This window comes from Nostocoides jenkinsii Ben 74, from assembly GCF_001046875.1.
In the GTDB taxonomy this organism is placed as follows: Bacteria; Actinomycetota; Actinomycetes; order Actinomycetales; family Dermatophilaceae; genus Nostocoides_A; species Nostocoides_A jenkinsii.
The window spans coordinates 34515-60102 of sequence record NZ_HF571038.1 but is presented as its reverse complement, the minus strand read 5'-3'; the positions used below and the strand labels follow the sequence as shown (position 1 = coordinate 60102).

General features: G+C 67.8%; 23 protein-coding genes. 14 read left to right on the top strand and 9 right to left on the bottom strand.

The features are described 5' to 3' along the window. Nucleotides 1–77: 77 nt before the first annotated feature. From dnaK to BN13_RS00250, 4 genes are read left to right on the top strand one after another with little or no spacing between them, the layout of a single operon-like run. The gene (dnaK, locus tag BN13_RS00265; protein WP_048543490.1) at nt 78–1970 is read left to right on the top strand and encodes a molecular chaperone DnaK; all 1893 of its coding nucleotides are present in this window, start codon (nt 78–80) and stop codon (nt 1968–1970) included. Then, the gene (locus BN13_RS00260; protein WP_048543488.1) at nt 1967–2566 is read left to right on the top strand and encodes a nucleotide exchange factor GrpE; all 600 of its coding nucleotides are present in this window, start codon (nt 1967–1969) and stop codon (nt 2564–2566) included. Before dnaK ends, BN13_RS00260 begins: the two co-directional genes overlap by 4 nt. Before the next feature lie 52 nt (nt 2567–2618). Continuing rightward, the gene (locus tag BN13_RS00255; RefSeq protein ID WP_048543486.1) at nt 2619–3665 is read left to right on the top strand and encodes a DnaJ C-terminal domain-containing protein; all 1047 of its coding nucleotides are present in this window, start codon (nt 2619–2621) and stop codon (nt 3663–3665) included. Nucleotides 3666–3670: 5 nt separating this feature from the next. Further along, the gene (locus tag BN13_RS00250) at nt 3671–4117 is read left to right on the top strand and encodes a heat shock protein transcriptional repressor HspR (RefSeq protein ID WP_048543484.1); all 447 of its coding nucleotides are present in this window, start codon (nt 3671–3673) and stop codon (nt 4115–4117) included. 19 nt (nt 4118–4136) lie between these two features. Here BN13_RS00250 and BN13_RS00245 read toward each other — a convergent pair whose 3' ends face one another. Continuing rightward, nucleotides 4137–4934, bottom strand: coding sequence for a polysaccharide deacetylase family protein (locus BN13_RS00245; RefSeq protein ID WP_048543482.1), 798 nt, complete (start codon nt 4932–4934; stop codon nt 4137–4139). 72 nt (nt 4935–5006) lie between these two features. Here BN13_RS00245 and BN13_RS00240 point away from each other — a divergent pair, with 72 nt between their 5' ends. Then, nucleotides 5007–6293, top strand: coding sequence for a glycoside hydrolase family 15 protein (locus BN13_RS00240; protein ID WP_157038345.1), 1287 nt, complete (start codon nt 5007–5009; stop codon nt 6291–6293). Between the two features lie 65 nt (nt 6294–6358). On the opposite strand, the gene BN13_RS00235 is transcribed toward BN13_RS00240, so the two are convergent. Continuing rightward, entirely contained in the window at nt 6359–7048 is a 690-nt protein-coding gene (locus tag BN13_RS00235) for a DUF4230 domain-containing protein (RefSeq protein ID WP_084733464.1), read from the bottom strand. Between the two features lie 40 nt (nt 7049–7088). Here BN13_RS00235 and BN13_RS00230 point away from each other — a divergent pair, with 40 nt between their 5' ends. The 4 genes from BN13_RS00230 to BN13_RS00215 all read left to right on the top strand — a co-directional run bounded on the left by BN13_RS00230 (nt 7089) and on the right by BN13_RS00215 (nt 10116). Then, entirely contained in the window at nt 7089–7778 is a 690-nt protein-coding gene (locus BN13_RS00230) for a response regulator transcription factor (RefSeq protein WP_053079849.1), read from the top strand. Next, nucleotides 7775–8779 (top strand): sensor histidine kinase, encoded by a 1005-nt coding sequence (locus tag BN13_RS00225; RefSeq protein WP_048543473.1) that lies wholly within the window; start codon nt 7775–7777, stop codon nt 8777–8779. The genes BN13_RS00230 and BN13_RS00225 overlap by 4 nt, the downstream gene beginning before the upstream one ends. 104 nt (nt 8780–8883) lie before the next feature. Next, a complete protein-coding gene (locus BN13_RS00220; RefSeq protein ID WP_048543471.1) occupies nt 8884–9378 on the top strand; it encodes a thioredoxin family protein in 495 nt (164 codons plus the stop codon). 3 nt (nt 9379–9381) lie between these two features. Next, on the top strand, nt 9382–10116 hold the full coding sequence (locus BN13_RS00215; protein WP_235433878.1) for a cytochrome c biogenesis protein CcdA: 735 nt from the start codon (nt 9382–9384) through the stop codon (nt 10114–10116). Here the strand turns inward: BN13_RS00215 and BN13_RS00210 are convergent. Then, a complete protein-coding gene (locus BN13_RS00210; RefSeq protein ID WP_048543469.1) occupies nt 10107–10709 on the bottom strand; it encodes an MOSC domain-containing protein in 603 nt (200 codons plus the stop codon). The genes BN13_RS00215 and BN13_RS00210 overlap by 10 nt on opposite strands. A gap of 51 nt (nt 10710–10760) precedes the next feature. On the opposite strand from BN13_RS00210, the gene BN13_RS00205 reads away from it, so the two are divergent. The 3 genes from BN13_RS00205 to BN13_RS00195 all read left to right on the top strand — a co-directional run bounded on the left by BN13_RS00205 (nt 10761) and on the right by BN13_RS00195 (nt 14296). Beyond that, entirely contained in the window at nt 10761–11036 is a 276-nt protein-coding gene (locus BN13_RS00205) for a hypothetical protein (RefSeq protein ID WP_048543467.1), read from the top strand. Nucleotides 11037–11125: 89 nt separating this feature from the next. Then, on the top strand, nt 11126–12808 hold the full coding sequence (locus BN13_RS00200) for an FAD-dependent oxidoreductase (RefSeq protein ID WP_235433877.1): 1683 nt from the start codon (nt 11126–11128) through the stop codon (nt 12806–12808). Nucleotides 12809–12892: 84 nt separating this feature from the next. Further along, nucleotides 12893–14296, top strand: a complete 1404-nt coding sequence (locus tag BN13_RS00195; RefSeq protein ID WP_048543465.1) for a glycoside-pentoside-hexuronide (GPH):cation symporter — start codon at nt 12893–12895, stop codon at nt 14294–14296. A 36-nt stretch (nt 14297–14332) separates the two neighbouring features. Here BN13_RS00195 and BN13_RS00190 read toward each other — a convergent pair whose 3' ends face one another. The 4 genes from BN13_RS00190 to BN13_RS00175 form a co-directional block, all read right to left on the bottom strand. Beyond that, a complete protein-coding gene (locus tag BN13_RS00190) occupies nt 14333–14536 on the bottom strand; it encodes a PIN domain-containing protein (RefSeq protein WP_053079671.1) in 204 nt (67 codons plus the stop codon). A gap of 24 nt (nt 14537–14560) precedes the next feature. Continuing rightward, entirely contained in the window at nt 14561–14950 is a 390-nt protein-coding gene (locus BN13_RS00185) for a DUF779 domain-containing protein (protein WP_201329028.1), read from the bottom strand. 109 nt (nt 14951–15059) lie between these two features. After that, nucleotides 15060–16583, bottom strand: coding sequence for an aldehyde dehydrogenase (adh, locus tag BN13_RS00180; RefSeq protein WP_048543463.1), 1524 nt, complete (start codon nt 16581–16583; stop codon nt 15060–15062). Nucleotides 16584–16688: 105 nt separating this feature from the next. Continuing rightward, nucleotides 16689–17828, bottom strand: a complete 1140-nt coding sequence (locus BN13_RS00175) for a helix-turn-helix domain-containing protein (RefSeq protein ID WP_048543462.1) — start codon at nt 17826–17828, stop codon at nt 16689–16691. A gap of 195 nt (nt 17829–18023) precedes the next feature. Between BN13_RS00175 and clpB the strand changes: the two genes are divergently transcribed. Then, nucleotides 18024–20582, top strand: a complete 2559-nt coding sequence (clpB, locus tag BN13_RS00170) for an ATP-dependent chaperone ClpB (RefSeq protein ID WP_048543460.1) — start codon at nt 18024–18026, stop codon at nt 20580–20582. A 24-nt stretch (nt 20583–20606) separates the two neighbouring features. Here the strand turns inward: clpB and BN13_RS00165 are convergent, their stop codons facing one another. Continuing rightward, entirely contained in the window at nt 20607–21572 is a 966-nt protein-coding gene (locus tag BN13_RS00165) for an NAD-dependent epimerase/dehydratase family protein (protein WP_084733463.1), read from the bottom strand. A gap of 30 nt (nt 21573–21602) precedes the next feature. Then, nucleotides 21603–24770: a hypothetical protein gene (locus BN13_RS00160; protein ID WP_157038344.1), complete on the bottom strand. Its 3168-nt coding sequence runs from the start codon at nt 24768–24770 to the stop codon at nt 21603–21605. A gap of 87 nt (nt 24771–24857) precedes the next feature. Between BN13_RS00160 and BN13_RS00155 the strand changes: the two genes are divergently transcribed. Then, nucleotides 24858–25550: an LppX_LprAFG lipoprotein gene (locus BN13_RS00155; protein ID WP_157038343.1), complete on the top strand. Its 693-nt coding sequence runs from the start codon at nt 24858–24860 to the stop codon at nt 25548–25550. Nucleotides 25551–25588 lie beyond the last annotated feature (38 nt).

Below are 25588 nucleotides of genomic sequence, written 5' to 3'. Positions count from 1 at the left end.
ACTCCGAGTTGCGCAAGCGGCATACAGTCCTTAACTTGAGTGCAAGCAACTCAACCTCAACCAAGGAGCACCACCACATGGCCCGTGCAGTCGGTATCGACCTCGGAACCACCAACTCGGCCGTCGCTGTCCTCGAAGGCGGCGAGCCCACCATCATCGCGAACGCCGAAGGCGGTCGCACCACTCCGTCGGTCGTCGCGTTCGCCAAGAACGGCGAGGTCCTGGTCGGCGAGATCGCCAAGCGCCAGGCCGTCACCAACGCGGACCGCACCCTCCGTTCCGTCAAGCGCCACATGGGCACCGACTGGAAATCCGAGGACATCGACGGCAAGAAGTACTCCGCCCAGGAGATCAGCGCGCGCACGCTGATGAAGCTCAAGCGCGACGCCGAGGCCTACCTCGGGGAGCCCGTCACCGACGCGGTCATCACCGTCCCGGCATACTTCGACGACGCCGAGCGCCAGGCCACGAAGGAGGCCGGTGAGATCGCGGGCCTCAACGTCCTGCGTATCGTCAACGAGCCCACCGCGGCCGCGCTGGCATACGGCCTGGACAAGGGCAAGGAGGACGAACTCATCCTCGTCTTCGACCTCGGCGGCGGCACCTTCGACGTCTCCCTCCTCGAGGTCGGCAAGGACCCCGAGGACGGCTTCGCGACCATCCAGGTCAAGGCCACCAGCGGTGACAACCGCCTCGGCGGCGACGACTGGGACGACCGCATCGTCCAGCACCTGCTCACCACGGTGAAGAACAACACCGGCGTCGACCTGTCCAAGGACAAGATCGCCATGCAGCGTCTGCGCGACGCCGCCGAGCAGGCCAAGAAGGAGCTCTCCTCCGCGACGAGCACCAACATCAGCCTGCAGTACCTCTCGATGAGCGAGAACGGCCCCATCCACCTCGACGAGACCCTCACCCGGGCGCAGTTCGAGCAGATGACCAAGGACCTCCTCGACCGCACCAAGCAGCCTTTCCAGAACGTCATCAAGGACGCGGGCATCAAGCTCGCGGACATCGATCACGTTGTCCTGGTTGGTGGTTCGACGCGTATGCCGGCCGTCTCGGCTCTCGTGAAGGAGCTCACCGGCAAGGAGCCCAACAAGGGCGTCAACCCCGATGAGGTCGTCGCCCTCGGCGCCAGCCTTCAGGCCGGTGTCCTCAAGGGTGAGCGCAAGGACGTCCTGCTCATCGACGTCACCCCGCTCAGCCTCGGCATCGAGACCAAGGGTGGTCTGTTCACCAAGCTCATCGAGCGCAACACCGCGATCCCGACCAAGCGGTCGGAGGTCTTCTCCACCGCTGAGGACAACCAGCCGTCCGTGCTGATCCAGGTCTTCCAGGGCGAGCGCGAGATGGCGCAGCTGAACAAGAACCTCGGCACCTTCGAGCTGTCCGGCATCGCGCCGGCCCCGCGCGGCGTGCCGCAGATCGAGGTCACCTTCGACATCGACGCCAACGGCATCGTGCACGTCACGGCCAAGGACCGCGGCACCGGTAAGGAACAGAAGATCACCATCTCGGGCGGCAGCGCGCTGTCCAAGGAGGAGATCGAGCGCATGGTCAAGGACGCCGAGGCGCACGCCGCCGAGGACGCCAAGCGCCGCGAGGAGACCGAGGCCCGCAACACCGCGGAGAACCTCGTCTACTCCACCGAGAAGTTCCTCGCCGACAGCGGTGACAAGCTGACCGCCGACATGCGCGGCCCGGTCGACACTGCCCTCGCGGACCTCAAAGAAGCCATCAGGCCCGATGCCAACACCTCGGTTGAGGACCTCAACGCCAAGGTCAACAAGCTCAACGAGGAGTCCCAGAAGATGGGTGCCGCGTTGTATGCCGCGTCGGCCGAGCAGGGTGAGTCGCCCAACATGGGTGGCAGCGAGTCCACCGACTCCGCCCAGGGAACGACCCCTAACGACGACTCCGATGTCGTCGACGCGGAGGTCGTCGAGGACGACGAGGACAAGAAGTGACCGATTCCCCCGACACCTCGAACGGCGAGCACCCGGTCGAGGCGGACGCGGTGAATGACGCTGCGGCGCCTGCGGATTCAGCTTCGGCTGAGTCCGCGGGCGCCGCGGGCGGCGGTATGCCGTCCGCCCCCGACTCCTCCTCCGCTTCCGAGGCGCCGCACCCCGACACCCTCTTGGCCGCTGAGCGATTGAACGACCTGCAACGCCTCAACGCCGAATATGTCAACTACAAGCGCCGCGTCGATCGCGACCGACCGCTGATCCAGGAGCGCGCGATCTCCGATGTGCTGGAAGCCTTGCTTCCGGTCATGGACGACATCCAGGGCGCTCGCGATCACGGCGATCTGAGTGATGGCCCCTTCGCTGCCATCGCCGACAAGTTCGAAGGCACCCTGGGGCGCTTCGGTTTCGAGCGCTTCGGCGCCGTGGGCGAAGCCTTCGACCCGGAGTTCCACGAAGCGCTCATGCACCTGCCCGGCGCGGATCTGCCGGCCGACGCGACCTCGACGACCATCGTCCAGGTCCTCCAGCCCGGCTATCGTGCGGGCAACCGGATCATTCGTCCGGCTCGCGTGGCCGTCGCCGACCCGAGCTGAGGTTTCGATATCGACACTGTGACAACACTTTTCCCGAGAGGAGGACGCCGAGATGGCTAGTCAGGATTGGTTCGAGAAAGACTTCTATGCCGTCCTCGGCGTCCCCAGCGATGCCGATGACGCCGAGATCAAGAAGGCCTATCGCAAGCTCGCGCGCAAGCACCACCCCGACAAGAACGCCGGGGACCCGGCAGCGGAGCAGAAGTTCAAGGACATCACCGAGGCTAACTCGGTGCTCTCTGACCCCAAGCAGCGTGAGGAGTATGACGCGATCCGCCAGATGGCGCGTGGGGGAGCCCGATTCACTGCCGGTGGTCCCGGCGGCGCGTCGGGTGGCGCGGGTTTCGAGGACGTCTTCTCCTCGATGTTCGGCGGTGGCCAAGGCGGCAACGTCCGGTTCAGCACGGGAGGCGGCGGTGCCCAACCCGACCTTGAGGACATCCTCGGTGGCCTCTTTGGGCAGGGCGGTTTCCAGCAGTCGGGCGGCTTCCAGCAGCCCGGCGGGCGCGGCGGCTTCGGGGGGTATGGCGCACCGCGCGGTCCCATGCCCGGTCAGGACATCCACGCCAAGACAACGCTGAGCTTCCGAGACGCCGTCACCGGTGCCACGGTGACGCTCTCCGGTCTTGACGGTCAGCGCATCACCACGCGCATCCCGGCGGGAGTCAAGGACGGGCAGAAGATCAGGCTGCGCGGCAAGGGCGGCGAGGGTGACCCGGGCGCCCCGAAGGGTGATCTCATCCTCACCGTCGCCGTCGAACCCCACCCTGTCTTCGGTCGCGACGGCGACAATCTCACCGTTGACCTGCCCGTCACCTTCGCCGAAGCCACCTTGGGCGCAACGGTTTCCGTGCCGACCTTGGAAGGGAACCCGGTCAAGGTCAAGATCGCGCCGGGCACCCCCTCCGGCCGGGTCCTGCGCGTCAAGGGCCGCGGAGTCGCCGCCAAGGACCACACTGGCGATCTCCTCGCCAAGGTCGCCATCCTGGTGCCTCAGCGGCTCACCGAAGAGGCCATGGCCGCCGTCGAGATCCTGCGTGACCAAGAAGCCGGCGGCGATCCCCGCGCCGACCTCTTCCGCGAAGCGGCCAAGGACTGATCAGCATGTCGGTTCACGGTCTCGGCCCCGACGACGAGACGCCGGTCTTCGTCATCTCGGTCGCGGCTCAGCTCGCGGGTATGCACGCCCAGACGCTCCGGCAGTATGACCGGCTTGGCCTCGTCACCCCTTCACGCACGCAGGGCGGCGGTCGCCGCTATTCGGCGCGCGATGTTGCCCGACTCCGGGAGGTGCAGCGGCTCTCCCAGGAGGAGGGGGTGAGCCTCGCGGGCATACATCGCATCCTCGCCCTGGAAAATCAGGTCGACGCCCTCCGCGGCCGTGTCGAGGAGTTGTCGGCGGCGCTCATGGCGGCCCAAATGAGCTCCGGCAGTAGGATTTTTGCGGTCGGCCCGGCCGGGGACGCGGTGATGATGCGGCCCGGGCAGCGGCCGAGGCAGCATACGTCTCAAGCACTGGTCCGCTGGTCGCGCTCGATCCTGGACGTCTGACCGGGGGTTGGACCCGCGGTCAGGCGCCGACCCCGCCGAGCAACTCGCTCACCGTCACAAACCGCCAGCCTTCGGATTGCATCTTGTCGATGAGCGGCGCCAGGATGCGCACGGAGTGAATGCGGTCGGGCGTGCCCGTGTCGTGCCCGAGGAAGATCGTCCCCGGCCGCATCTGGCCGATGGAATCCTGCAACAGCCCGTCCGGGTCGGTGTGAAACGAACTCTCCCGGAAGCGCCCTCCCCACAGCACCGTCGTCATCCCCGCCGCCGCCGCGGCCAGGAGTGCTGCCCCGGAGGAATGCCCATAGGGCGGCCGAAACAGGGTGGGCGTTTTGCCGTATGCCGTGGCCATCGCCTCGCTGCATCGGCCGATCTCGTTCTGGGCGGCAGCGAGATCGAGCCGGGCGAGGTCGGTGTGGCTGTAGGTGTGATTGCCGAGTTCATGGCGGGCCAGCGAGTCAGCGTGCAGGGACCCGTGTGCCGCGACATTGTCGCCGCGAAGGAAGAACGTGGCCGGCACGCCTGCCGAGTCGAGCGCCGCGAGGACGAGCGGGGTCCACTCGGGGTGCGGACCGTCGTCAAAGGTCAAGGCGACGACCCGCTCGGAGGTGGGCGCGCCCCATACAAGCCGCAGGTCGGTCGCGATGGGCGTGTCCGGGTCGGGGGCCGGGAGGAGCGAGGCCGGGCCCCCATAGAACGGGAGCGGACTCTCGTTCTCCAGCGCGCGCCGAGCCGCCAGGGTGCCGCCGACGCCGGCCGCCGCGGCACCGGCTGCAATGACCGCGTCGCGCCGCCGCACTCCGCGCCCCTCTGCCATGTCGTGAAGGTTAGATCACCGTCTCGCCGAGTCCATTGCATCGGTGCGGACCCCCGGGTTAGGTTCCCGAGCATGGGGCAGTCACCGACGCGGCGAGGGGTCATGCTCGGCGTCGGGGCGATCGGAGTGGGGCTCGCCGGGCAGGCCTATCGGGAGCGGCACGGCTGGGTCGGCCTGCTCTCCGAGACGGTCGCCATCAGCGGTGATGGTCAGCGCCACCTGCTCCATGCCGCGGATCTTCCACGGCTTCGACCCGGCAGCCGCTGCCTGGATACGGCCTCGATGCTCGTGCGTGCCGCCGAGCGGCGCCATCTGGACGCGCTGCCCGACTGGGTGCACCGCGGCGGTGAGCACCAGGATCTGCTGATCAGCGCCCTGCTCGATCTGTGGGTGCTGTCCGAGGGGCTGCCGGCGAGCGTCGCCGCCTGGTCCCCATACTGGCGGTTCGTATGGGCGCGCGACGCCGCCCACGTGGCCGTCGCCTTCGCGGCCATCGGCCAGCTCGATCGGGCGTTGGCGCAACTGGTCTTCCTCGCGCGCGTGCAGGAGGAGTCGGGGTGGTTCGCTCCGCGCTACGACCCCTGGACCGAGGCTCCGCCGGACAACCGCACCCGCCAGCTCGACTCGACGGCGTGGGTGGTGTGGGCGGCTGATCGGCTGTGTGCCCTGCACCCGGACGAGACGGACCGCATCCACCACATCTCCGGTCGTATGGTGCGCCGTTCCACCGCGCTGCTGGCCAGCCTTCTCGACGACTCGGGTTTGCCCCCGGCCACGCCTGACTATTGGGAGGTCAAGGCGCCGGCCCTCTCCTTGGGCATCGCAGCGCCCGTGGTGGCCGCTCTCGATGCCGCCGCGCGCCTTGGCGACGTCTGGACCGACCGTCGGCTCGCCGACCTCGCCGGCGAGGCGGGCGCGCGGTGCCGCGCGGAGGTGACACGGTCATACGAGCCCAGGGGATGGCCGCGCTATCTCGGCGGGCGGGGATTGGACGCGTCGATGACCTTCATGGCGCCGCCCTATCAGGCGACCACGCCGCCGGGTTTGTCGGCGGCGCTGGATCGCTATCGTCGGCTGGCCCGCCGGCCGGCGGGCGGTGTCGCACCCGGGTCGACGTGGCGCAATGATGGCATCAGCTGGACCCCGGCCACGGCCGTGCTGGCGCAGGCCTACGCGCATACCGGCAGAGCGGGATCGGCGCGAACGCTGTTGACCTGGTTGGAGAATCACCGCACGGCGGCCGGGTCGTTGCCGGAGAAGGTCTTGCACAACGGCGAGCCCGCGGCGGTCGCGCCACTGGCCTGGACCGCCGCCGTAGTGGTCACGACGATCGGCCACCTGCGGTCACGGCCTGACTAAGCCTTGGGTGTCCGGATTCACGTATCGACGATGCGGAGGAATACACCCACGATTCCTTCCCCGGCCTACGGCAACGCGCCGGGCTCGTCGGCATACACGATGGTCACTGTCGCGAAGCCCAACTGATGGCCGAGCGCCGTCAGGAAGTCGCGACCGTTCTCGCGCGCTGTCGCTTGGAGCCCGGACTCCGCAGCCGCCTGCTGCAATGCCTGAACGGCCGCCTGGTCGAGGGCCTGGCGTTGCTCCAAGGGGGCGCTGGCGAAGAAGTCGCCGACGCGCGTACCGATGCCGCGCTGCTGGGCCACGATGCGCGACTTGGTCAGGTCGATCTTGGGTGTGGTGAGCGCCGGCGTCGGCACCGTGATCGTCAACGTCCCGGCGGCCTTGTCGGCCGTGATATTCCTGTCCTGCAAGGCTTTCAGATCGATCAGCGCATCGATCGATCCTTGATAGATGGCGACGCCGCTGTTCTCATCGATGACATCCGGGACGATCTTGCGGAGCAATCCCTTGTCCTCGTCGAAGCCGTAATACACCGGTACGGAGAACGACCCGGTCGCCGCCCGCAGCTCCGCCGTTTTGCGGATCTCGAGCAGGGTCGTGTCGCCGGGGGCGGGCGCCGCATCGGTGCCGAACAATGCATCGCGCAGCGAGCCCAGCGCTCCGGCAAACAGGATCGACAGCGCCAAGACGCCCACGGCGACCACCGCGAGCGGCATCCACGTCCGTTGACGCAGGGAGGGAGGGCTCGTCATACGCCCCACTGTGCCAGGCCGATCGCCTAGCGTGGCTGTCGTGGTGCGCGTGCTACTCGTCGAGGACGACGCGACGGTCCGTGAGGCCCTCGCTCGGCACTTGACCCACGCCGGTATGACCGTGACCGTCGCCCCCACCGGTCCCGACGCGCTGGAGTCGTATGCCGCGCAGCCGGCCGATGTCGTCCTGCTCGACTTGATGCTCCCCGGCCTTGGTGGTCTGGAGGTATGTCGGCGGCTGCGCGGCATCCGTCCGGATTTGCCGGTGCTCATGGTGACCGCACGCGGTGAGGAGCACGAGCGAGTCCAGGGCCTGCAGGTCGGCGCGGATGACTATGTGGTCAAGCCGTTCAGTGCCCGAGAGGTGGAGTTGCGGATTCGGGCGGTCCTTCGACGACGGGAGCCCAGCGGGCCAGCGGTTTCTCCTGCCCTCGCAGACGGCGATCTGAGCCTGGACCCGGCCGCCCGGGCGGCGCGGCGCGGCGATGCGCCCCTGGCGTTGACCGCCCGCGAGTTCGACCTGCTCGCCCACTTCATGCGTTACCCCGGACGCGTCTTCTCGCGTGAGGAACTACTGGAACGCGTGTGGGGTTGGCATGTCGGCGACGAATCGACGGTGACGGTGCACGTGCGGCGGCTACGCGAAAAGATCGAGGTCGACCCGGGCGCGCCGATCGCCCTCGTGACGGTATTCGGCAAGGGCTATCGCTGGGATGGGCTGACCCGGTGAACCCACAGGCCGGCGCTGTCGCGGTGTCCATCGGCGTCACGGGTCTCGTCGCGGTCCTCGGCGCCCTCGCGCTGATCCGGGCCGCGGAGCGACGCCCGTCGATCGCCGCCCTCGGCGCCCCGATCGTCCTTGTCGCGTCCCTCGCCGCCGGAGTCGCGGCCGCGACGCGGTCAATGCTGGTCGCCAAAGACGACTACCGCACACTGCTTTTCGTGCTGCTCGCCGGTGCACCGATGGCGCTTCTCGTCGGTATGGTGCTGGCCCGCCGCGTCCAGCGCTGGGAGCGGCGCGCGGCGCGAGAGAGCGCCGAGCAGCAGCGCCTCGCCGAGGTGGAAGCGTCTCGACGCGACACGATCGGCTGGCTGTCGCACGACCTGCGCACCCCAATCACGGGCATCCGGCTGCTCGCCGAAGGGCTCGCCGATCGGCATGCCGAGGACGCCGGCACCAGTGCTGACCTGAACCGGCTGGTTCGAGAGGTCGACCGCGTCGATGCCCTGGTCGGGGACATCGCCGAGATGAGTCGCTTGCAGGGCCCGGGGCCCAGGGTCCGGTCCGCGGTCGACCTGACCGATGTCCTCTCCGATGCCGTGGCGGCGGTCAGCGCCGAGGCCGAGGCGGCAAAGGTCTCGATCATCGCGGGCGCCGTCACCGGTGCGACGGTGCTGGGCGACGTCCGGGCGTTGACGCGCGCGGTCACCAATCTCGTGCGAAACGCAGTGCAACATACGCCGGCAGGGGAACAGGTGGTTGTGTCCATCGAGGGCACACGCGTTGACGTCGAGGACCGGTGCGGCGGCATACGGGAAGAGGATCTGGACCGCCTCATGGAGGCGGGTTGGCGCGGGGATTCCGCGCGGTCCCGGTCTGGTGCCGGATTCGGGCTGGCCATCGCAGCCGCGGTCGCCCGCGACCACGACGGTGAGTTGACCGTGACCAATCTTGCGAGCGGCAACGGCTGCCTGGCCCGCCTGTCGGTCGGAGACCTTACGGACCGCTGACGGTCCGGCGCTCGGCCTGGCACCTGGCCCCCTCGTCGCGATGAACTGGCGGAGCCCGCACCTCACATCCGTGCCTCGCGCACTTCGTGGAAGGACCACCCGCCATGCCTGCTCTGCTGTCCCGTAGCCACATCGTCGCCACCGCGCTCGTCCTTAGCCTCGCCGGCAGCATCTCCGCGTGCTCGGGGGGCGACATGACGGACAGCGACAGTCACGCCATGACCAGCTCCGCTGGAGCGAGCTCGACCAGCACCGCAGGGGCGTCGGACGCGTCGAGCATGACGATGGCGAAAGGCGCTTACCTCTCCCTTGCGGACTACGAGAAGCAGATGGCGGACCGATCGGGCAGCACGGTCGTCTACTTCTTCCACGCCTCCTGGTGCCCCGATTGCAAGGCAACCGACGCCGCGCTGATGTCGCAGGGGGTGCCGGACGGGCTGACCGTCGTCAAGGTCGACTACGACACGGCGACGGAGCTGAAGAAGAAGTATGACGTGACCATCCAGCACACCTTCGTCGCCGTGGATTCCTCCGGGATGGCAACCAAGAAGTGGACCGGTGCCAAGGATGGCGCTGCCATCAAAGCGATGGCCGGCTAGGGCGTGCTCGCCACCCTGGGTGCTCTGCTCGGCGCCGTCCTCGCGGGCGCCTTGACGACGTTGGCGCCCTGCTCGCTCTCGCTGGTCCCCGTGATCGTCGGCGGCTCGATCAGTGACCTCCCGGGTCGGCCTTGGCTCCGGCCGCTCGTCGTGGCCGCCTCGTTGGGGGCGTCGGTGATTGCTTTCACCCTGCTCCTCCGCGCGGGTACCGCGCTCATCGACGTGCCAACTGACGTCTGGCGCTGGCTCAGCGGCGGCTTGCTGGTGACGCTCGGGTTCCTCGCCGCCGTGCCCGAGGTGTGGGAGCGACTCATGGTCGCTTCCGGAGTCAACGCACGCTCCGCGACGGCGCTTTCTCGCTCGCGAGCCCGAACCGGCCTCGGCGGAGCCATGCTCACCGGTGCCGCCCTCGGCCCGGTCTTCACCTCGTGCAGCCCCCTCTACGGATACGTGGTCGTCACGGTCTTACCCGCCGATCTCGGCCGTGGCCTCGCCCTACTTCTGGCGTATGCCGCGGGCCTCGTCGGCGTCCTGCTGGCCGTTGCCGTCCTCGGCCGCTCCCTGGTGCAGCGGCTGCGGTGGGCGAGTGATCCCCATACGCCCTGGCGCCGGGCGCTCGGACTGCTCTTCATCGGGATCGGCGTCCTGATCGGTACCGGTGGCATGCTGGCCGTCGAGACATGGCTAGTCGAGAACAGCCCGCTGCGACCCTGGGAGTGGGGACCCGGTCAGCCCTGAGCGTCCCCTGGCCGGCGCACGGTGACCGGGTCACCGGGGCGAACCTCGCCGGGCTGGACCACGCGCGCGTTAAGTCCGCGTAGGCGCCGGGGGCGGCCGGTCCGGCCGTTGACGAAGCGCATCGCCTCCTCACCGAAGCGCTCGATGAATTTGGCGCACCCGGTGTGCGGCTGGTCGGTGACCTGGATGACGGCGGTCGGGGCCGTCGGGTCGCCGAAGCTCAGATAGGTCCACGCGGGCAAATTCTCTTCGGAGAGATCGAGATCCACATAGAGCTGGTCACCCGCGAGCGGTTCGATCGCCGGGTCGTCGGCGAGGAAGGCCACCATCCGGTGGCTCATGACGTTCAACTGCATGTCGGGGTGGGACGAGCCGTCCTCGGTGCGCTTGGACCCACGCTCGATCCAGGTGTCCCCCTCCAGGCCGTATGCCGCGTCGAGCCTCCCGACGTCCAGCACCTCCCGCTCGCCCACGGCGGGGCGACGCACCACGAGGTTGAGCGTGCCGGTGTCCTTCGGTGCGGCGTCCAGAACGGGGACGAAGTCGAGCAACTCGTCGGTGGTGCGGTAGCGAGCGGAGCGGGTGGGGGCCATGGGCACAGGGTGTCAAAGTTGGCTGAGTGGCGATGGTTAGGGTGTCGTCCCATGTCCGAACATCTCTTGGTCTTCCCCGAGCGCGACGACGCTGACGAGGTCGCCGAGGAATTACGCGAGGAAGGCTTCACCGAAGTTCGCGTCATCCGCCAACCACTGGCGGGGGAGGACGACGCCGAGTCGGATGAGTGGGCTGTCTACGTCCGGGAAGCCAATGTCGCCGACGAGACGGGTCCGGTCGCCAAGGGGCTGGCCGATCGCTTTCAGGCCGTGGTCGACGACCGTGGCGGCTGGTACGACCCGGAGCCGACGCCCCGCTATTCCTGATCAGTCCGACCACCCACCTGCTTGACGGTGGGGTTGCGCGGACGTGGAGGTTCGCGACGGCGGCGGCGGCGCGGCATACGATCACGGCTGTGACTGAGGTGGCGCAGGGGACCCGGCCGGCGATCGTGCTCGTCTCGGCGGAGCATTGCGAGCGACTCGCCGACGAGTTCGGCAGGTATGGCCGCGACTACGACCTCGTGACCGCGCGCTCGGCCGATGAGGCGATGGCCGCGACCATGCGGGTGGTCCGGCGCGGGGGCGAGATCGCGATGTTCGTGGCGGAGTCACGGCTGCCAGACATGCACGCGATGGTCGGCATCAGCATGTTGCGGTCGGCGATGCCGACGGCGCGGCGGGTCATCGTCGCCGAATGGGCCAACTTCCGCGAGGACTCGGTCGCGCTACGGCCGGGCCTGGCGAAGGGGAAGTTCGACGCCTTCCTGCTGATGCCGCGCGGCGCTCGGGACGAAGATTTCCACACCGCCATCTGCGAATTGCTGTCGGAGTGGGGCGCGACGGTCCCTGTGCCCTTAGTCGATTCGGTGCAGATCGTCTCCGACACCAGCGGCGGCCTGACGCTGGCGTTGCGCGACTACCTCGACCGGGTCGGCTCGCCGAACCGCCTCTATGGCACCAACACGGAGGTCGGCCGCGACCTGATCGCGGCCTTCCCCGGGGAGCCGACCTTCCCGTTGCTGCGCCTCTACAACACCACCGATGTCTTCGCGCCGACGTCCGTGCGCGATATCGCCTCCCGGCTGTATGGCCGTCCGGCCGACATCGACGTCGACACGATCGTCGATCTCATGGTCATCGGCGGTGGTCCCGCAGGTCTCGCGACGGCCGTGTACGGCGCAAGCGAAGGCCTCTCCACCGTCCTGATCGAGTCGGAAGCCATTGGGGGACAGGCCGGTACGTCTTCGATGATCCGCAACTACCTGGGCTTCCCGCGAGGCATCTCCGGCGGCAAGCTGGCTCAGCGGGCGCGGACGCAGGCGTTGCGCTTCGGGACCCGGTTCTTCACCGGCTGGCCTGTGACCGCGATCCGACCCGGGGAGCCGGGGGAGCCGCATACGGTCGTCACCGACGGCGGGGAGGTGCGGGCTCGCACCATCGTGATCGCGACGGGCGTGGACTACCGGCGGATCGGCATACCCGTGATCGATGAGTTGGTTGGGCGCGGCGTGAACTATGGCGCGGCGATGACGGCGGCGCGCGAGATGGAGGATCAGCCGGTCTTCGTCGTCGGTGGAGGCAACTCGGCGGGGCAGGCCGCGGTGCACCTCGCCCGCTTCGCCCGTTCGGTGACGATCCTGATCCGGCGCGCGGATCTGAGCGCGACGATGTCCCGCTACCTGATCGACGAGATCGACCACAACCCGCGAATTGCGGTGCGGGGCAACGTAACCGTGGTCGACGGCGGCGGCGAGGAGTCGCTGGAGTGGATCGAGGTCGAGGACACCCGCAGTGGGGCGCGGGAGCGACTGGCAGCGCGCGGCCTGTTCCTGCTGCTCGGCGCCGAGCCGCACTGCGAGTTCCTGCCCGAGCAGGTGCGCATGGACGAGCACGGGTTCGTGCTCACCGGGCGAGAGGTGCCGATGGAAGAGTGGGTCGACAACTGCCCGCCCGAGGCTCTAGCCACGTCGGTGCCTGGCATCTTCGCCGTCGGCGACATCCGCTCCGGCTCGATGAAGCGGGTGGCGAGCGCCGCCGGGGAGGGGGCGAGCGTCATACCCCTGGTTCACCGCTTCCTCGAAGCCCCCGCCGACTGACGACTCCCGGGTCGGGACCGTCCGGGGCGGGCAGACGTTCCTTGGCCCGCCCAAGCCGTCCTACCGACCGGTAATCTGCCCGCCATGAGTGCTCAGACCCCCGCCGACCTGCGCACATCCGTGTCGCCGGACTTTCGTCGCAACCAGTGGACGTATGGGGTGGGGACCCTCGGGCGGGATGCGGTCTACACCCTGTTCAGCTTCTATCTCGTCGTCTATCTGACCGACGTGCTCGACCTGCCCGACTCCACCATGTGGTGGGTCTCCGGGGTGTTGTTGGGCGCGCGACTGCTCGATGCGGTCCTGGATCCGGTGGTCGGGGCGCTCGTCGACAGCACCCGGAGCCGGTATGGGCAGTTCAAGCCCTGGCTGCTCTTCGGTGGCCTCGCGTCCGGCGCGGCGACGATCCTGCTGTTCGCCGACGTCGGCCTGAGCGGTGGCGCTTTCGTCGCCGTCTTCGGGATCGTCGTCCTCCTTTGGGGGCTGATGTGGTCGGCCCACGACATTGCCTACTGGGGCATGTTGCCCGCCCTGTCCATCAACCCGGGCGAGCGCGAGCGCTTGGCGGCCGTCGCCAAGACCTTCGCCTCGATCGGACAGTTCGCGGCTGTCGCGGGGGTGCCTGTCGCCGTCGCCGCCCTCGCCAGCGGCGTCGAAGGCGGCACGACGGGCTCATGGCGGACCGTCGCGATCGTCCTCGCGGTGGTCATGGTCGCCCTCATGTTGGTGCCGATCCTCGCCGTCCGGGAGCGGACCGATGTCGATCTCGACGGCGAACGCACGGGGCTCCGGGAACTCCTGCGCGCGCTCTTCCGCAACGACCAATTGCTCTGGGCCGCAACGGCATACCTGCTCTTCATGCTCGGCTATGGCACGACCGGAGCGTTCGGTTGGTACTTCTTCAAGTACGCCTATGGCGACGAGGCCGTCTTTCCGGTCTTTGCGCTCTTCGTCGGTCTCGGCCAAATCGCCGGCCTTGCCACCTTCCCGCTCGCCCGCCGACGGTGGTCCCGCGGCCAGCTCTTCACCTGGTCGACAGCGCTCATCGTCGTGACGTATGCCGTGTTCTTCGTTGCGCCGATGAATATCGTCGTCCTCGGCGGGCTCGCGTTCGTGATGTTCTTCCTGGCGAGCTTCATCATGCTGCTCATGCTCGTCTTCCAGGCCGACACGATCGAGTATGGGCAGTGGAAGCTCGGCCGCCGCAACAACGCCGTGACCTTCGCCCTGCAGCCGTTCATCAACAAGACCTCGGCCGCGATGAACACCTGGATCGTGTCCGCGACGGTGATCATCGCGGGGATCAACGAGGCGGATACCGCCGCCGATGTCACCCCCGGCGGGATCACGATGATGAAGGTCGCAATGCTGCTCATCCCGGCGCTTCTCATTATCGCTGGGTATGCCGTGTGGCGCCGCAAGTTCGTCATCGACGAGGGCTTCCACGCCCGCATCGTCGCCGAGTTAGAGCCCGAACTGCGCGCCTAGGACAGTTGAGCCCGACTCCGGGCATCGCCCGCGCGGTCAGAGAACGCGAGTCACCGGCTGCCCCGTGATCGTGGAAATGGCAACGTAGTCTCGATCGTCGGTCAGTTGGTTCACACCGGCCGCTTCGGCGGTTGCGGCGATGACCAAATCAACCGCTTTCGCCGAGCGATGCTGGCCCAATTCCGTGAGGAACAGCTGCACCTCCTGGGCGCGCTCGAAGGCGCGCTCGTGTATCGGCATCCAGGCAAAGGCATCGCGCCCGGGTCAGAGCAGTCCGAGGCCGATCAGTTCATCCTCGGTGAAGATTCGGGATCGGATCAGGAAGCGCACCCCTTCGGGTGCCTCGAGGGAGAAGCCGCTGCCGCGACCGGGGACCACATCGACGGTCAGATGGGTGTGCTTCCAGTACTCGTATTGCGACTGGCTCATATAGAAGGGGATGGGTTCTTCGATCCCGTCGATCTGCAATTGCTGCAGCAGCACGTCGACATCGCCGACGATGAAGTCGCCGAGCGGGTAACACATCGGGGCGCTGCCGTCGCAGCAGCCGCCGGACTGATGGAACATCACCGGACCATGCCGGCTCACCAGGCTGCGCAGCAGGTCCTGCGCGGCCGGCGTGCAGGCGACCTTCTCGATCGTGTCCTGAGTCACGGGGGATCACCCTTCCGGTGAAATGCCGATGCTGGTGGCCGGCACGGGTCTCGCGCCGGCCACCAGCATCAGGTCTAACTGGTGGGGCTGTCGAACAGCGAACTGTCGATCAGAAGAAGCCCAGAGCGTCCGGGCTGTAGGAGACCAGCAGATTCTTGGTCTGCTGGTAGTGGTCGAGCATCATCTTGTGGTTCTCACGTCCGATGCCCGACTGCTTGTAGCCACCGAAGGCGGCATGCGCGGGGTACTGGTGGTAGCAGTTGGTCCAGACTCGACCGGCCTTGATCCCGCGACCCATGCGGTAGGCGATGCCGCTGTCGCGCGACCAGACGCCGGCGCCAAGGCCGTAGAGGGTGTTGTTGGCGATCTTCAGGGCGTCGGCCTCGTCGTCGAAGGTGGTCACCGAGACGACCGGACCGAAGATCTCCTCCTGGAAGATGCGCATCGAGTTGTCGCCCTGGAAGACGGTGGGCTGGACGTAGTAGCCGCCGGAGAGGTCTCCGCCCAGATCGGCGGCGTCACCGCCGGTGAGCACCTTGGCGCCCTCCTGCTTGCCGATCTCCAGGTAGCTCTTGATCTTCTCCAACTGGTCGTTGGAGGCCTGCGCACCCATGGTGGTCTCGGTGTCGAGCGGGTTGCCCATCTTGATCTGCTCGACCCGAGCCACGGCGTCCTTGATGAAGTCGCTGTAGATGGTGCTCTGGATCAGCGAACGCGAGGGGCAGGTGCAGATCTCGCCCTGGTTGAGGGCGAACATCGCGAAGCCCTCGAGCGATTTGTTGTAGAAGGCGTCGTTCTGGGAGGCGACGTCTTCGAAGAAGATGTTGGGCGACTTGCCACCCAGTTCCAGGGTGACCGGGATCAGGTTCTGGCTGGCGTACTGCATGATCAGACGCCCGGTGGTGGTCTCCCCGGTGAAGGCGATCTTGGCGATCCGCGGGCTGGAGGCCAACGGCTTGCCCGCCTCGGTGCCGAAACCGTTGACGATATTGAGCACACCGGCCGGCAACAGGTCGCCGATCAACTCGGCCAGCTTCAGGATCGACCACGGGGTCTGCTCGGCGGGCTTGAGCACGACGGCGTTGCCGCCGGCCAGGGCCGGGGCGAGCTTCCATACCGCCATCAGAATCGGGAAGTTCCACGGGATGATCTGGCCGACCACGCCCAGCGGCTCGTGGAAGTGGTAGGCGACCGTGTTCTCGTCGATCTCGCTGATGCTGCCCTCTTGGGCGCGCAAGGCGCCGGCGAAATAGCGGAAGTGATCGATCGCCAGGGGAATGTCAGCGGCCAGGGTCTCGCGGACGGCCTTGCCATTGTCCCAGCTCTCGATGACCGCGAGGTCTTCGAGGTTCTGCTCCATCCGGTCCGCGATGCGCAGCAGAATGTTGGAGCGGTCGGTGGCCGAGGTGCGTCCCCAGGCGTCCGCGGCATTGTGGGCGGCATCCAAGGCCGCCTCGATGTCCGCAGCATTGCCCCGGGCGACCTGCGTGAATACCTGTCCGGTCTGCGGGGCGTAGTTGTCGAAGTACTCCCCCGAGCTCGGCGGGACGAACTCGCCGCCGATGTAGTGGCCGTAGCGGTCGCTGACCTTGATATTGGATCCGGCGGATCCCGGCCGTTCAAATACAGCCATCGCTGCTCCCATCGTCGTTGGTAGGTGACGACGATGATGACTAGCCCACCGTTGCAACAACGTTGCATCCCTGGTGGGGAGGGGTGCGCTGCCGAGGGGGCTCGCTCAGAGCAGGCGGTGCACATTCGCCCGCGCGACGGCCGCGAGCGGTGAGGTCATCGGCAGCATCAGGGCAAGTGCCTCCCACGCCCGGGCGTCCTGGGACCCCCACGGCTGACGCGTCCAGGCGGAGAGCAGGTCGGCTCGTCCGCTGGTGCGCACCCCGGCGGCGACCGCCTCATGGATCTCGTCGCGCAGGTCGGCGATCGCCGGTGCCAGGGAGCGCGGCAGCAGTGGCCCGGAGTATGCCTGCGCCGCCGCGGCGATATCGCCCTCCGCCAGTCGATCCAGGACGGTGGCCCAGTCGGCCCGCACGGGCTCGAGCAGGCGATAGGGGCGCGATCCGAGCAGGTCCTCGCCGAGCACGGCACGCAGCCGCAACAACTCGGCGCGGATCGTGGACTCACTGGCCTCGGATTCGTAGAGACCGCAAGCCAATTCGCTGCCGGTGAGGCCGCCCGGGTGGTTGACCAGCAGGGCGACGATCTCGCTGTGCCGCGGGCTGAGCGACAGCGTGCGGGCGCCGGTGGTGACCACGGCACTGTCGACGCCGAGGGCGCTCACCCGTGGCCGGTTCGCGCCCGGATTCTCGCTGCGCAGCAGTTCGATCTCGGCGAGTCGAGCCGCAGCCCGCAGCATTGCCATCGTCTGCGGCACGATCAGTTCGTCCGCGCCGGTGACATCGACCGCGCCGATGATCCCGCCATGACGCAGGTCGCGGATCGGCACTGCCACGCAGGACCAGCGGTGCACCGACTCCATGAAGTGCTCCTCCTGGCGCACAACCACCGGCGTCCCCAAGGCGAGTGAGGTCCCGGGGGCGTTGGTGCCCACCAGCCGCTCGTCCCAGGAGGCTCCCTCGGCGAAGCCGATCTGCTCCACTCGGGAGAGGGCGGAGTTGCTGCCGCGCACGAAGAGCAACTGGCCATACTCATCCGCGACCGCGAGCACGGCGTCGCAGTCCAGCACGGCCTGCTCGAGCACGTCATAGAGGACCGGCATCGCCTGCCAGAGGGGATGGGCCCGACGGTAGTCCTGCAGGGCATCGCCGGGGATGGCCAGCGGCGCCTGAGTGATCGAGGGTCGCACACCGGCTGCCTGCGATCGACGCCAGGACTCGGCGACGACTGGACGGACGATGGCCATGCCCAAGTGAATAACGAGAGGCCGCTCCAGGGGAACGGTTTGGCCAGGAAAGCCCTACTTGAGCTTTCTCGACGACCGCTGTGGAACCCATGGCCCAGCCCCCGCTAGCGGTGCCAACTTGAGCGGAATAGACTCAACTTAACGATCGTTGCCCTGAGTGAACCCATTACCCTGCTTCAAAGGAGTCCTTTCTTCATGGAACTCAAGCCGACCACCAAGGTTGCCGAGATCCTGGCGATCGCCCAGCGTTCGGCCCAGACGGCCGGCAATCCCGAGATCACCCCTGCCCACCTGGCGCTGGCCGCGGTCGAGGTGCCCGAGACCACCGTGCCCGCCCTGCTGGCCGCCGGTGGCACCAGCCCCGAGGCGGTGGCCGCTGCCGCCCGCGTCGAGATCGCCAAACTGCCCAAGGTCAGCGGATCGAGCAATGGACCCGGCTTCGGCCAGTCCGTCCTGCCCGTGCTCAACCAGGCCGACACCCTGATGAAGGCGTGGGGCGACACCTATATGTCCGTCGACGCGCTGGTCCTCGCGCTCGCCGAAAAAGGTGCTCTCAAGGGTGTCGACGCAAAGGCCGTCGAGGCGCAGATCGAGCATCTGCGCGCCGGCCGGAAGGTCACGACCGAGAACCCGGATGCCACCAGCGAGGCACTCGACAAATACTCCACCGACCTGACCCAGGCCGCCCGCGACGGCAAGCTCGACCCGGTCATCGGCCGCGACACCGAGATCCGCCGCGTCGTCCAGGTCCTCTCGCGGCGCACCAAGAACAATCCCGTCCTCATCGGCGAGCCCGGCGTCGGCAAGACCGCCGTCGTCGAAGGACTAGCGCAGCGCATTGTCGACGGTGACGTCCCGGAATCGTTGCGGGACAAGCGACTTCTCTCCCTCGACCTCGGGGCGATGGTTGCTGGCGCGAAGTATCGCGGCGAGTTCGAGGAGCGGCTCAAGGCCGTTCTGGAGGAGATCAAGGCCAGCGACGGCCAGATCATCACCTTCATCGACGAACTGCACACCGTCGTCGGCGCAGGGGCCACTGGCGAAGGCGCGATGGACGCGGGCAACATGCTCAAGCCGCTCCTCGCCCGCGGCGAGCTGCGGCTTGTCGGCGCGACGACTCTCGACGAATACCGCAAGCACATCGAGAAAGACCCCGCCCTGGAGCGCCGCTTCCAGCAGGTCTTCGTCGGCGAGCCGAGCGTCGAAGACACCATCGCGATCCTGCGCGGCCTGAAGGAACGCTACGAAGCGCACCACAAGGTCGAGATCGAGGACAGCGCCCTCGTGGCCGCGGCCTCGCTGTCCGACCGCTACATCAGCGGCCGGCAACTGCCGGACAAGGCCATCGACCTCGTCGACGAGGCGGCCTCACGCCTGCGGATGGAGATCGACTCCAGCCCGGTCGAGATCGACCAGCTACGGCGGTCCGTCGACCGGATGAAGATGGAAGAACTCCACCTCGCCCGCGAGACTGACGACGCCTCCAAGGAGCGGCTGGCCAAGCTGCGCAAGGACCTCGCCGACTCCACCGAGGAGTTGGGCGCCCTCGAATCCCGTTGGGAGGCAGAGAAGTCTGGCCTCAACAAGGTCGGTGACCTCAAGGTTCGCCTCGACGACCTGCGCACGCAGGCCGAGCGGCTGCAGCGGGAGGGCAACTACGAGCAGGCGTCGCGGCTGATGTATGGCGAGATTCCCGCCCTCGAGAAGGACCTCGCCAAGGCCAATGAGGACGAGATCGCCCGTGGCACAGCGGATTTGATGGTCAAGGAGCGCGTTGGCCCCGACGACATCGCCGAGGTCATCTCCGCGTGGACCGGCATCCCCGCAGGTCGGCTCCTTCAAGGCGAGACCGAGAAGCTGCTGTCGATGGAGTCGATCATCGGCGCGCGCCTGATCGGCCAGGGCGGCGCCGTACAGGCGGTCTCCGATGCGGTGCGCCGCAGCCGGGCCGGCCTCGCCGATCCCGACCGCCCGACCGGCTCCTTCCTCTTCCTCGGCCCGACCGGTGTCGGCAAGACCGAGCTCGCCAAGTCGTTGGCGGACTTCCTCTTTGACGACGAGCGCGCCATGGTCCGCATCGACATGAGCGAGTATGCCGAGCGGCACGCCGTCGCGCGCCTCATCGGCGCGCCCCCCGGCTATGTCGGGTACGACGAGGGCGGGCAGCTGACCGAGGCGGTGCGCCGACGGCCATACAGCGTGGTCTTGCTGGATGAGGTGGAGAAGGCGCACCCGGAGACCTTCGACATCCTGCTGCAGGTGCTCGACGACGGGCGCCTGACCGACGGGCAGGGCCGCACGGTGGATTTCCGCAATGTCATCCTCGTGCTGACCTCCAATATCGGCAGCCAGTTCCTCATCGACCCGACCCTGTCGCAGGAGCAGAAGAAGGACGCCGTCATGTCGAGCGTCCGCGCCGCCTTCAAACCGGAGTTCCTCAACCGGCTCGATGACGTCATCCTCTTCGACGCCCTGAGCCAGGACGAGTTGGCGCACATCGTCGACCTGCAGGTGCGCCAGCTGGCGACCCGCCTGCGCGACCGGCGCATCACCCTCGACGTCACCGACGCTGCCCGCGACTGGCTGGCCAAGACCGGCTACGACCCGGCGTATGGCGCTCGCCCCCTTCGCCGCCTGGTGCAGCGCGAGATCGGCGACCGGCTGGCCCGCGCGGTCCTCGCCGGCCAGGTCCGCGATGGCGACACCGTCACGGTCGGTCTCGACGCCGCCGGGGACACGCTCACGCTCGCCTGAGGGCGCGGCATACGCTCGCCGAGATCAGGCGAGCGACGCCGCGACGGTTGCGCGGACGGCATCGTCCAGTGAGCGGGGGGTCAGGCCCAACACCGGGGCGTATGCCGCGGGGTCCAGCCCGAGGTCCCGCGCCAGAATGTCTCGGGCGAGCCGACTCGTGGTGAGACCCGCGCCGGCGCCGGTCAGGCGCCGGCGCGCCTGCTCCCCGCGCAGCCCCGCGGCGAGCAGTCCGGTCGGAATTGTCACCACCGGACGGCGTGGCCGATCGAGCGCCTCGACGATCACCCGGTTGAGGCGCTCGAAGGTGTAGTTGTCGGTGACGACCGGGTGATCCCCGGCCGGGATCCACCCCTCGACCAGGCCCGAAACGGCCTGCGCGACATCGAGATTGGTTGCCGCGGCGTTCCGTCCGGCCGGCGAGAACACAACCGGGAACCGGCGGGCCGGGTCGATGAGATAGGACTTCCACATCGGCACGATCCCCGGCAGAGAACCAAAGACGAAGGGAATCTCCAGCACCGACGTGCTCGCGGCGCCCGCATCGGCGTGAACGCGCCGCTGTTGGTCCGCCCGCGCCTTGATATAGGGATGGCGCGCACTCAGTTGCCACACCGGGTGGAGTCGGTCGAAGGCAGTGAAGTAGGACCCGAGGACAACGAATCGCGCCACGCCGCAGCGCCGCACGGCATACGCCACCCGCTCGGTCGGCGCGACGAGAAGGCGTTGGAAGAAGGTCGTGGCGGGACGCGGAATGCGTACGCGCTCATCGGGTCCCAGGCAATACACGACTGCATCGGCGCCGGCCAAGCAGGCGTCCAAGTCACTGTCGCTCGCCGCCACCACATCCAATGAGTCGTATGCCGCGGCCGGGGCCTCCGGGCACGGCGCACCTTCGCGGGAGTAGCCGACAACCGCGTGACCCCTCCGCGCTAACTCGGCCACGATCGTGCGCCCGAGGAAACCGGTGGAGCCGAGCACTACCGCACGCATCAGGCAGCGACCTTTCGTCAGTGACTCGGCCTACTCACCAAAGAGGCTGCCGAGGTCTGTCAGGCTGCCATACCCCTTCTCTTGCATCACGCCAAGCCCGCTCGCGGGGCTCTGATCGGCCGGGGTGTCACCCTTACGCGCAAGACGGGGCTGGTTCTTCGCAGCCCTTTCCAGCGCTTTGTAACTCGCTTCGGACAGAACCCACCCCAGCGGGGCAGAGGTCGAGGGTGCAGTGGCCTGATAGGCGACATAAGTCGTCGTTGGTCGCCATTTGTTCACCGCGGTGATCGCGGCAGCGCTGCCGCGACCGGCAAAGAGTTGGTCGGCCGCGAACAACTGCTGCACCCGACGCAATTGCGCGTCGGCGCCAAACAGGACCTTGGTGCCCCCGAGGTAGGTCTTCGGCGGGACCAAGAACTCCTGAGTGCGGCTGCTGGGCCGGGCGGCCAGGTCACTTCCGCGGCCGTTGTCGAAATACACCAGCACCGGCACCCACAGGGTGCCGGAGCGCATCGAAAGCACGCGCGAGTTGTGGTTCCGGACCAGCGGGAGCCACTGCGGCGCGAGATCCGCCACGGTCCCGACTCCGGTGTTCTCGATATAGCCGCCGTCAACGAGTTGCTGGTTGGCGGCCGCGGAGCACAAGGCCGCGGACGGGGTCACGAACGGGAAACGCGCCGCCAGCATCGCCGCCGTGCTGGTACTCAGCGAGATGCCGCACGCGTCCGTCAGGCGAACCACGTCCAGGCTCGCTGGCGACCGGCCCGTGGCGGTGCAGTCATCGATAGGGCTCTTGGCCGGTGTGCCCGATGAAGGGTCCTTGATCCCGCTCAATTCGACCTGCGACACGAGGGCCCGGCATCGATTCGTGGCCGAGGTCGAGTTGAGGACCAGCGCGCCCGTGATGCCAGACGGCGCTGCCGTGCTGAGGAACGGCGACTCCAGTTTGGGGACCGCTCGTTCCCACGCCATCTCCATCTGCCCCGCGCGATCAAGCCAGCGCCAATCAGCTCCCACGCGGGCCGGGATTGGGACGCCGGTCGCGGCATACACGATGTCTGTAACGGTCAGGCCGACCGTCGCCACGGACAGCGCCTCGGGCCCGCTCATGCTCTCGGTTGCGGCTGCTGCGTGACCGGGCGGGAGGACGCTGGCGACGGCCAGGCCCACCGCGCCCCCACTGGCGCCGGACGACATGAGGGCCGTGGTGCATCCTGGCTTCCCCATGCTGGCGAGCCTGTCGAGGGCGAGCGATGTCCACACGGCGGCGCGGATCCCGCCGCCTTCCGCGGCATACACAAAGAGGGGGCGAACGTTGTAGTTCGTGTCCGGTAGGGGAATGTCGCAGGTGTTGGCGCGGGCCCAGTTCGCCAGCACCTGGCTCCAGGAATGACGTTGCGTCGGAACGAAATCGGGGAGGGTTCGGATGCCGTGGACGTCATCGCCGCCGCCCCGCACCGTGCCGAGAATTGTGGCAAGGATCAGCAATGTGGTCACGGGGGCCGAGGCTCGACGGACCAGGGGGAGCCAAAAGAACTCGGGCGCCCCTCCTTGTTGGAGGATGACGACGACCGTTCCGACGAGGCCCGAGATGATCGTGACGCCGACGAGAAAGGTCGCGATCGGGCCGAGGATCTGCGAGACATCCGCTGCGTACGAGCCGAAGGGAATCACCGCGAGCACCAAAATGCCGAGGAGGACTGGAGCCAGCCACTGTCGTGACGTCGTAAGCCCAGGAGTCAGGATGCGCAAGATGGCCGCCCAGACTCTGCGCGCTGGCATGGGCGCGCTCGAGGCGTGATTGAGGCGGTCGATGGCGAAGGCAGCGATCGGCCAGCCGAACACGCAGATGACGATGCCGAGGGCGAGGAGCCACGATGCCATGGCCGGTCGGTCCCCGAGGGCCACTTCGCCGGCGAATGCGCGGATGAGTCCAACGCCCGGGAGCATGATCAGGGCGATGGCCAGGCCGTCACCCAGGGCAATCGCTCGTTGTGCTTGTTCGATCGACGCTGACGGCTTTGTCTTGCGGGACACCCACGTTGGGAGGTCGCTCGCGGTTGTCATGCGACCGGTGGCGTCAGGGCAAAAGGTGTAATTGACCCATCGCACGGCGGTTGACACGGCAGCGATGACGAAGGGGACGCTCGCGAACAGCGCAACGCGCGACGAAGTGGGCGACACGCCACGTGCGTTGGCGATACCAGCGAGCAGGAGGACGGCCACCGGGCTGGCCCACCAGAGCCAAAGGACGGGTTTCGTATGGGGATCGGGCACCGTGGCACTGGCCCGCATCACGACGTTGTGGCTGCGCATGCGCCCGAGCACGAAGATCGTGCCAGCCACGAGCACGGTTGCCACGCTCGCCCACAGCAGGTGCGCCCAGCCACGCTGCTCGGCCCAGCGTCGCTCAATATCCGGGATCTGCTCCAGCAGGTCAGGTCCCTTGCCCAAGCCGAGTAGCGCCAACGGCAGCACGATCAGCAGTGAAAAGCGTTGGGCGTATGCGGCTTTCGCCCACCCGACGGCCACTCTTGCCGGAGCCAAGCCGAGCTCCCAGCGAGTCCTTCGGTCCTCGTTATGCGCGCGAACGGCAAGAACGCTGGCACCAAGGATCAGTACCCACTTGAGTGCGGTGATGCCCGGAAGCACAGTGGCGGCTTCGGACGCCTTGAGAGCGATCAGCATCGCCGCGTTCTCGGTGACGTCGACGGCAGCTGCGAGCAGGACCACCGATCCGACCCGCGCCCAGCGGGCCGATCTCTCCCAGGTCGCCTCACCCGTGGGAGTCAGCTCGATCACGCTGACATTCGCCCGCCGACGAAGAAGCAAACCAACCGTGCCGTAGAGCGCAATGAAACAGAGGTCGAGCGCGGCATACGTCGTGATCCACGCGTGGCTCGGAAGGTCGGAGCGGCTTTGGAGGAGACTTTGCCAGTCGGACACGGTCTCTCCCCAGGCAAATGGGGCGCCGGGGCTCGTCAACGAGGTGGGGCTGGTGGTGCGTCCGCCGGGCAATAGCACCTGATCGAGCAAGCCGTTGACCTCACTCAGGGCCACGTAGGTCCCCACGATCATCCACGCGAGCGCGCCGCGCAGCCAGGGAAGGCGAGGAAGGGGGACGGGCAGGAGGGGGATGGGCAGGCGGGGGACGGGCAGCGGCATACCGGCACTCCTGTCGTCGACGGGCAGCGACATCGTCTCGCTTCGGGCGGCGTCTGTCTCCCCTTTGGGAGTACCGGTCGTAACCGTGGGCCGTCGGTGGTGCCGGGTATCGTCATCGCCATGCGTCGACGCCTCGCTCTTGCCACAGCGCTGCTGTGCCTCCCGCTCGCCCTGGTTGGGTGCGAGGACAAGACGGTCGCGGCCGACCCGGCTGCGGCGCTGGCCAAGGCCAAGACCACCCTCGACACAGCCAAGGCCGTCACGCTCAAACTGACATCGAGCGCCTCGATCCCTTCGGGGCACAACGGTGTTTCGGGCGCGGAGGGCACTGGCCTCATCGATGCCACGACGCCGAAGTTCAAGGGCAAGGTCAGCGCGGTCGTCAATGGCACGCCGGCCACGGTCGACATGGTCGCGATCGGCGACAAGACGTGGATGTCGCTGTTCACACCCAAGCTCGTCCCGGTCGACCTCGAAGACCTCGGCGCGCCCAACCCGGGCAATCTCTTCAAGCCCGACGCCGGCCTGTCGAGCCTGCTGACCAAGGCGACGAATCCGGTCGCCGGGGCGGATCAGCGCTACGGCAAGGAAATCCTGACCACCTACACCGCGAAGGTCCCGGGCAGCGTCATCAAAAGCTTGCTTTACCTCGGCGACGACGCGGCGACCTTCGATGCGACCTTCGGCATCGAGAAGACGAGCGGCCAACTGCGGCAGGCCAAGCTGACGGGGGAGTTCTATACCGGGACGCCCGCGACCTACACCGTCGTCCTCACGGATTACGGGAAGACCATTGCCATCCCGGAGCCCTGACGCGTCTGCCGGGCCCGCTGGCCCGTCCGGCTCGGCCG

Coding starts and splice junctions, on each gene's coding strand:
- dnaK (WP_048543490.1), top strand. CDS start 78: ATGGCCCGTGCAGTCGGTATCGACCTCGGAACCACCAACTCGGCCGTC.
- BN13_RS00255 (WP_048543486.1), top strand. CDS start 2,619: ATGGCTAGTCAGGATTGGTTCGAGAAAGACTTCTATGCCGTCCTCGGC.
- BN13_RS00250 (WP_048543484.1), top strand. CDS start 3,671: ATGTCGGTTCACGGTCTCGGCCCCGACGACGAGACGCCGGTCTTCGTC.
- BN13_RS00245 (WP_048543482.1), bottom strand. CDS start 4,934: ATGGCAGAGGGGCGCGGAGTGCGGCGGCGCGACGCGGTCATTGCAGCC.
- BN13_RS00240 (WP_157038345.1), top strand. CDS start 5,007: ATGGGGCAGTCACCGACGCGGCGAGGGGTCATGCTCGGCGTCGGGGCG.
- BN13_RS00235 (WP_084733464.1), bottom strand. CDS start 7,048: ATGACGAGCCCTCCCTCCCTGCGTCAACGGACGTGGATGCCGCTCGCG.
- BN13_RS00220 (WP_048543471.1), top strand. CDS start 8,884: ATGCCTGCTCTGCTGTCCCGTAGCCACATCGTCGCCACCGCGCTCGTC.
- BN13_RS00210 (WP_048543469.1), bottom strand. CDS start 10,709: ATGGCCCCCACCCGCTCCGCTCGCTACCGCACCACCGACGAGTTGCTC.
- BN13_RS00205 (WP_048543467.1), top strand. CDS start 10,761: ATGTCCGAACATCTCTTGGTCTTCCCCGAGCGCGACGACGCTGACGAG.
- BN13_RS00195 (WP_048543465.1), top strand. CDS start 12,893: ATGAGTGCTCAGACCCCCGCCGACCTGCGCACATCCGTGTCGCCGGAC.
- BN13_RS00190 (WP_053079671.1), bottom strand. CDS start 14,536: ATGCCGATACACGAGCGCGCCTTCGAGCGCGCCCAGGAGGTGCAGCTG.
- adh (WP_048543463.1), bottom strand. CDS start 16,583: ATGGCTGTATTTGAACGGCCGGGATCCGCCGGATCCAATATCAAGGTC.
- BN13_RS00175 (WP_048543462.1), bottom strand. CDS start 17,828: ATGGCCATCGTCCGTCCAGTCGTCGCCGAGTCCTGGCGTCGATCGCAG.
- clpB (WP_048543460.1), top strand. CDS start 18,024: ATGGAACTCAAGCCGACCACCAAGGTTGCCGAGATCCTGGCGATCGCC.
- BN13_RS00165 (WP_084733463.1), bottom strand. CDS start 21,572: ATGCGTGCGGTAGTGCTCGGCTCCACCGGTTTCCTCGGGCGCACGATC.
- BN13_RS00160 (WP_157038344.1), bottom strand. CDS start 24,770: ATGTCGCTGCCCGTCGACGACAGGAGTGCCGGTATGCCGCTGCCCGTC.
- BN13_RS00155 (WP_157038343.1), top strand. CDS start 24,858: ATGCGTCGACGCCTCGCTCTTGCCACAGCGCTGCTGTGCCTCCCGCTC.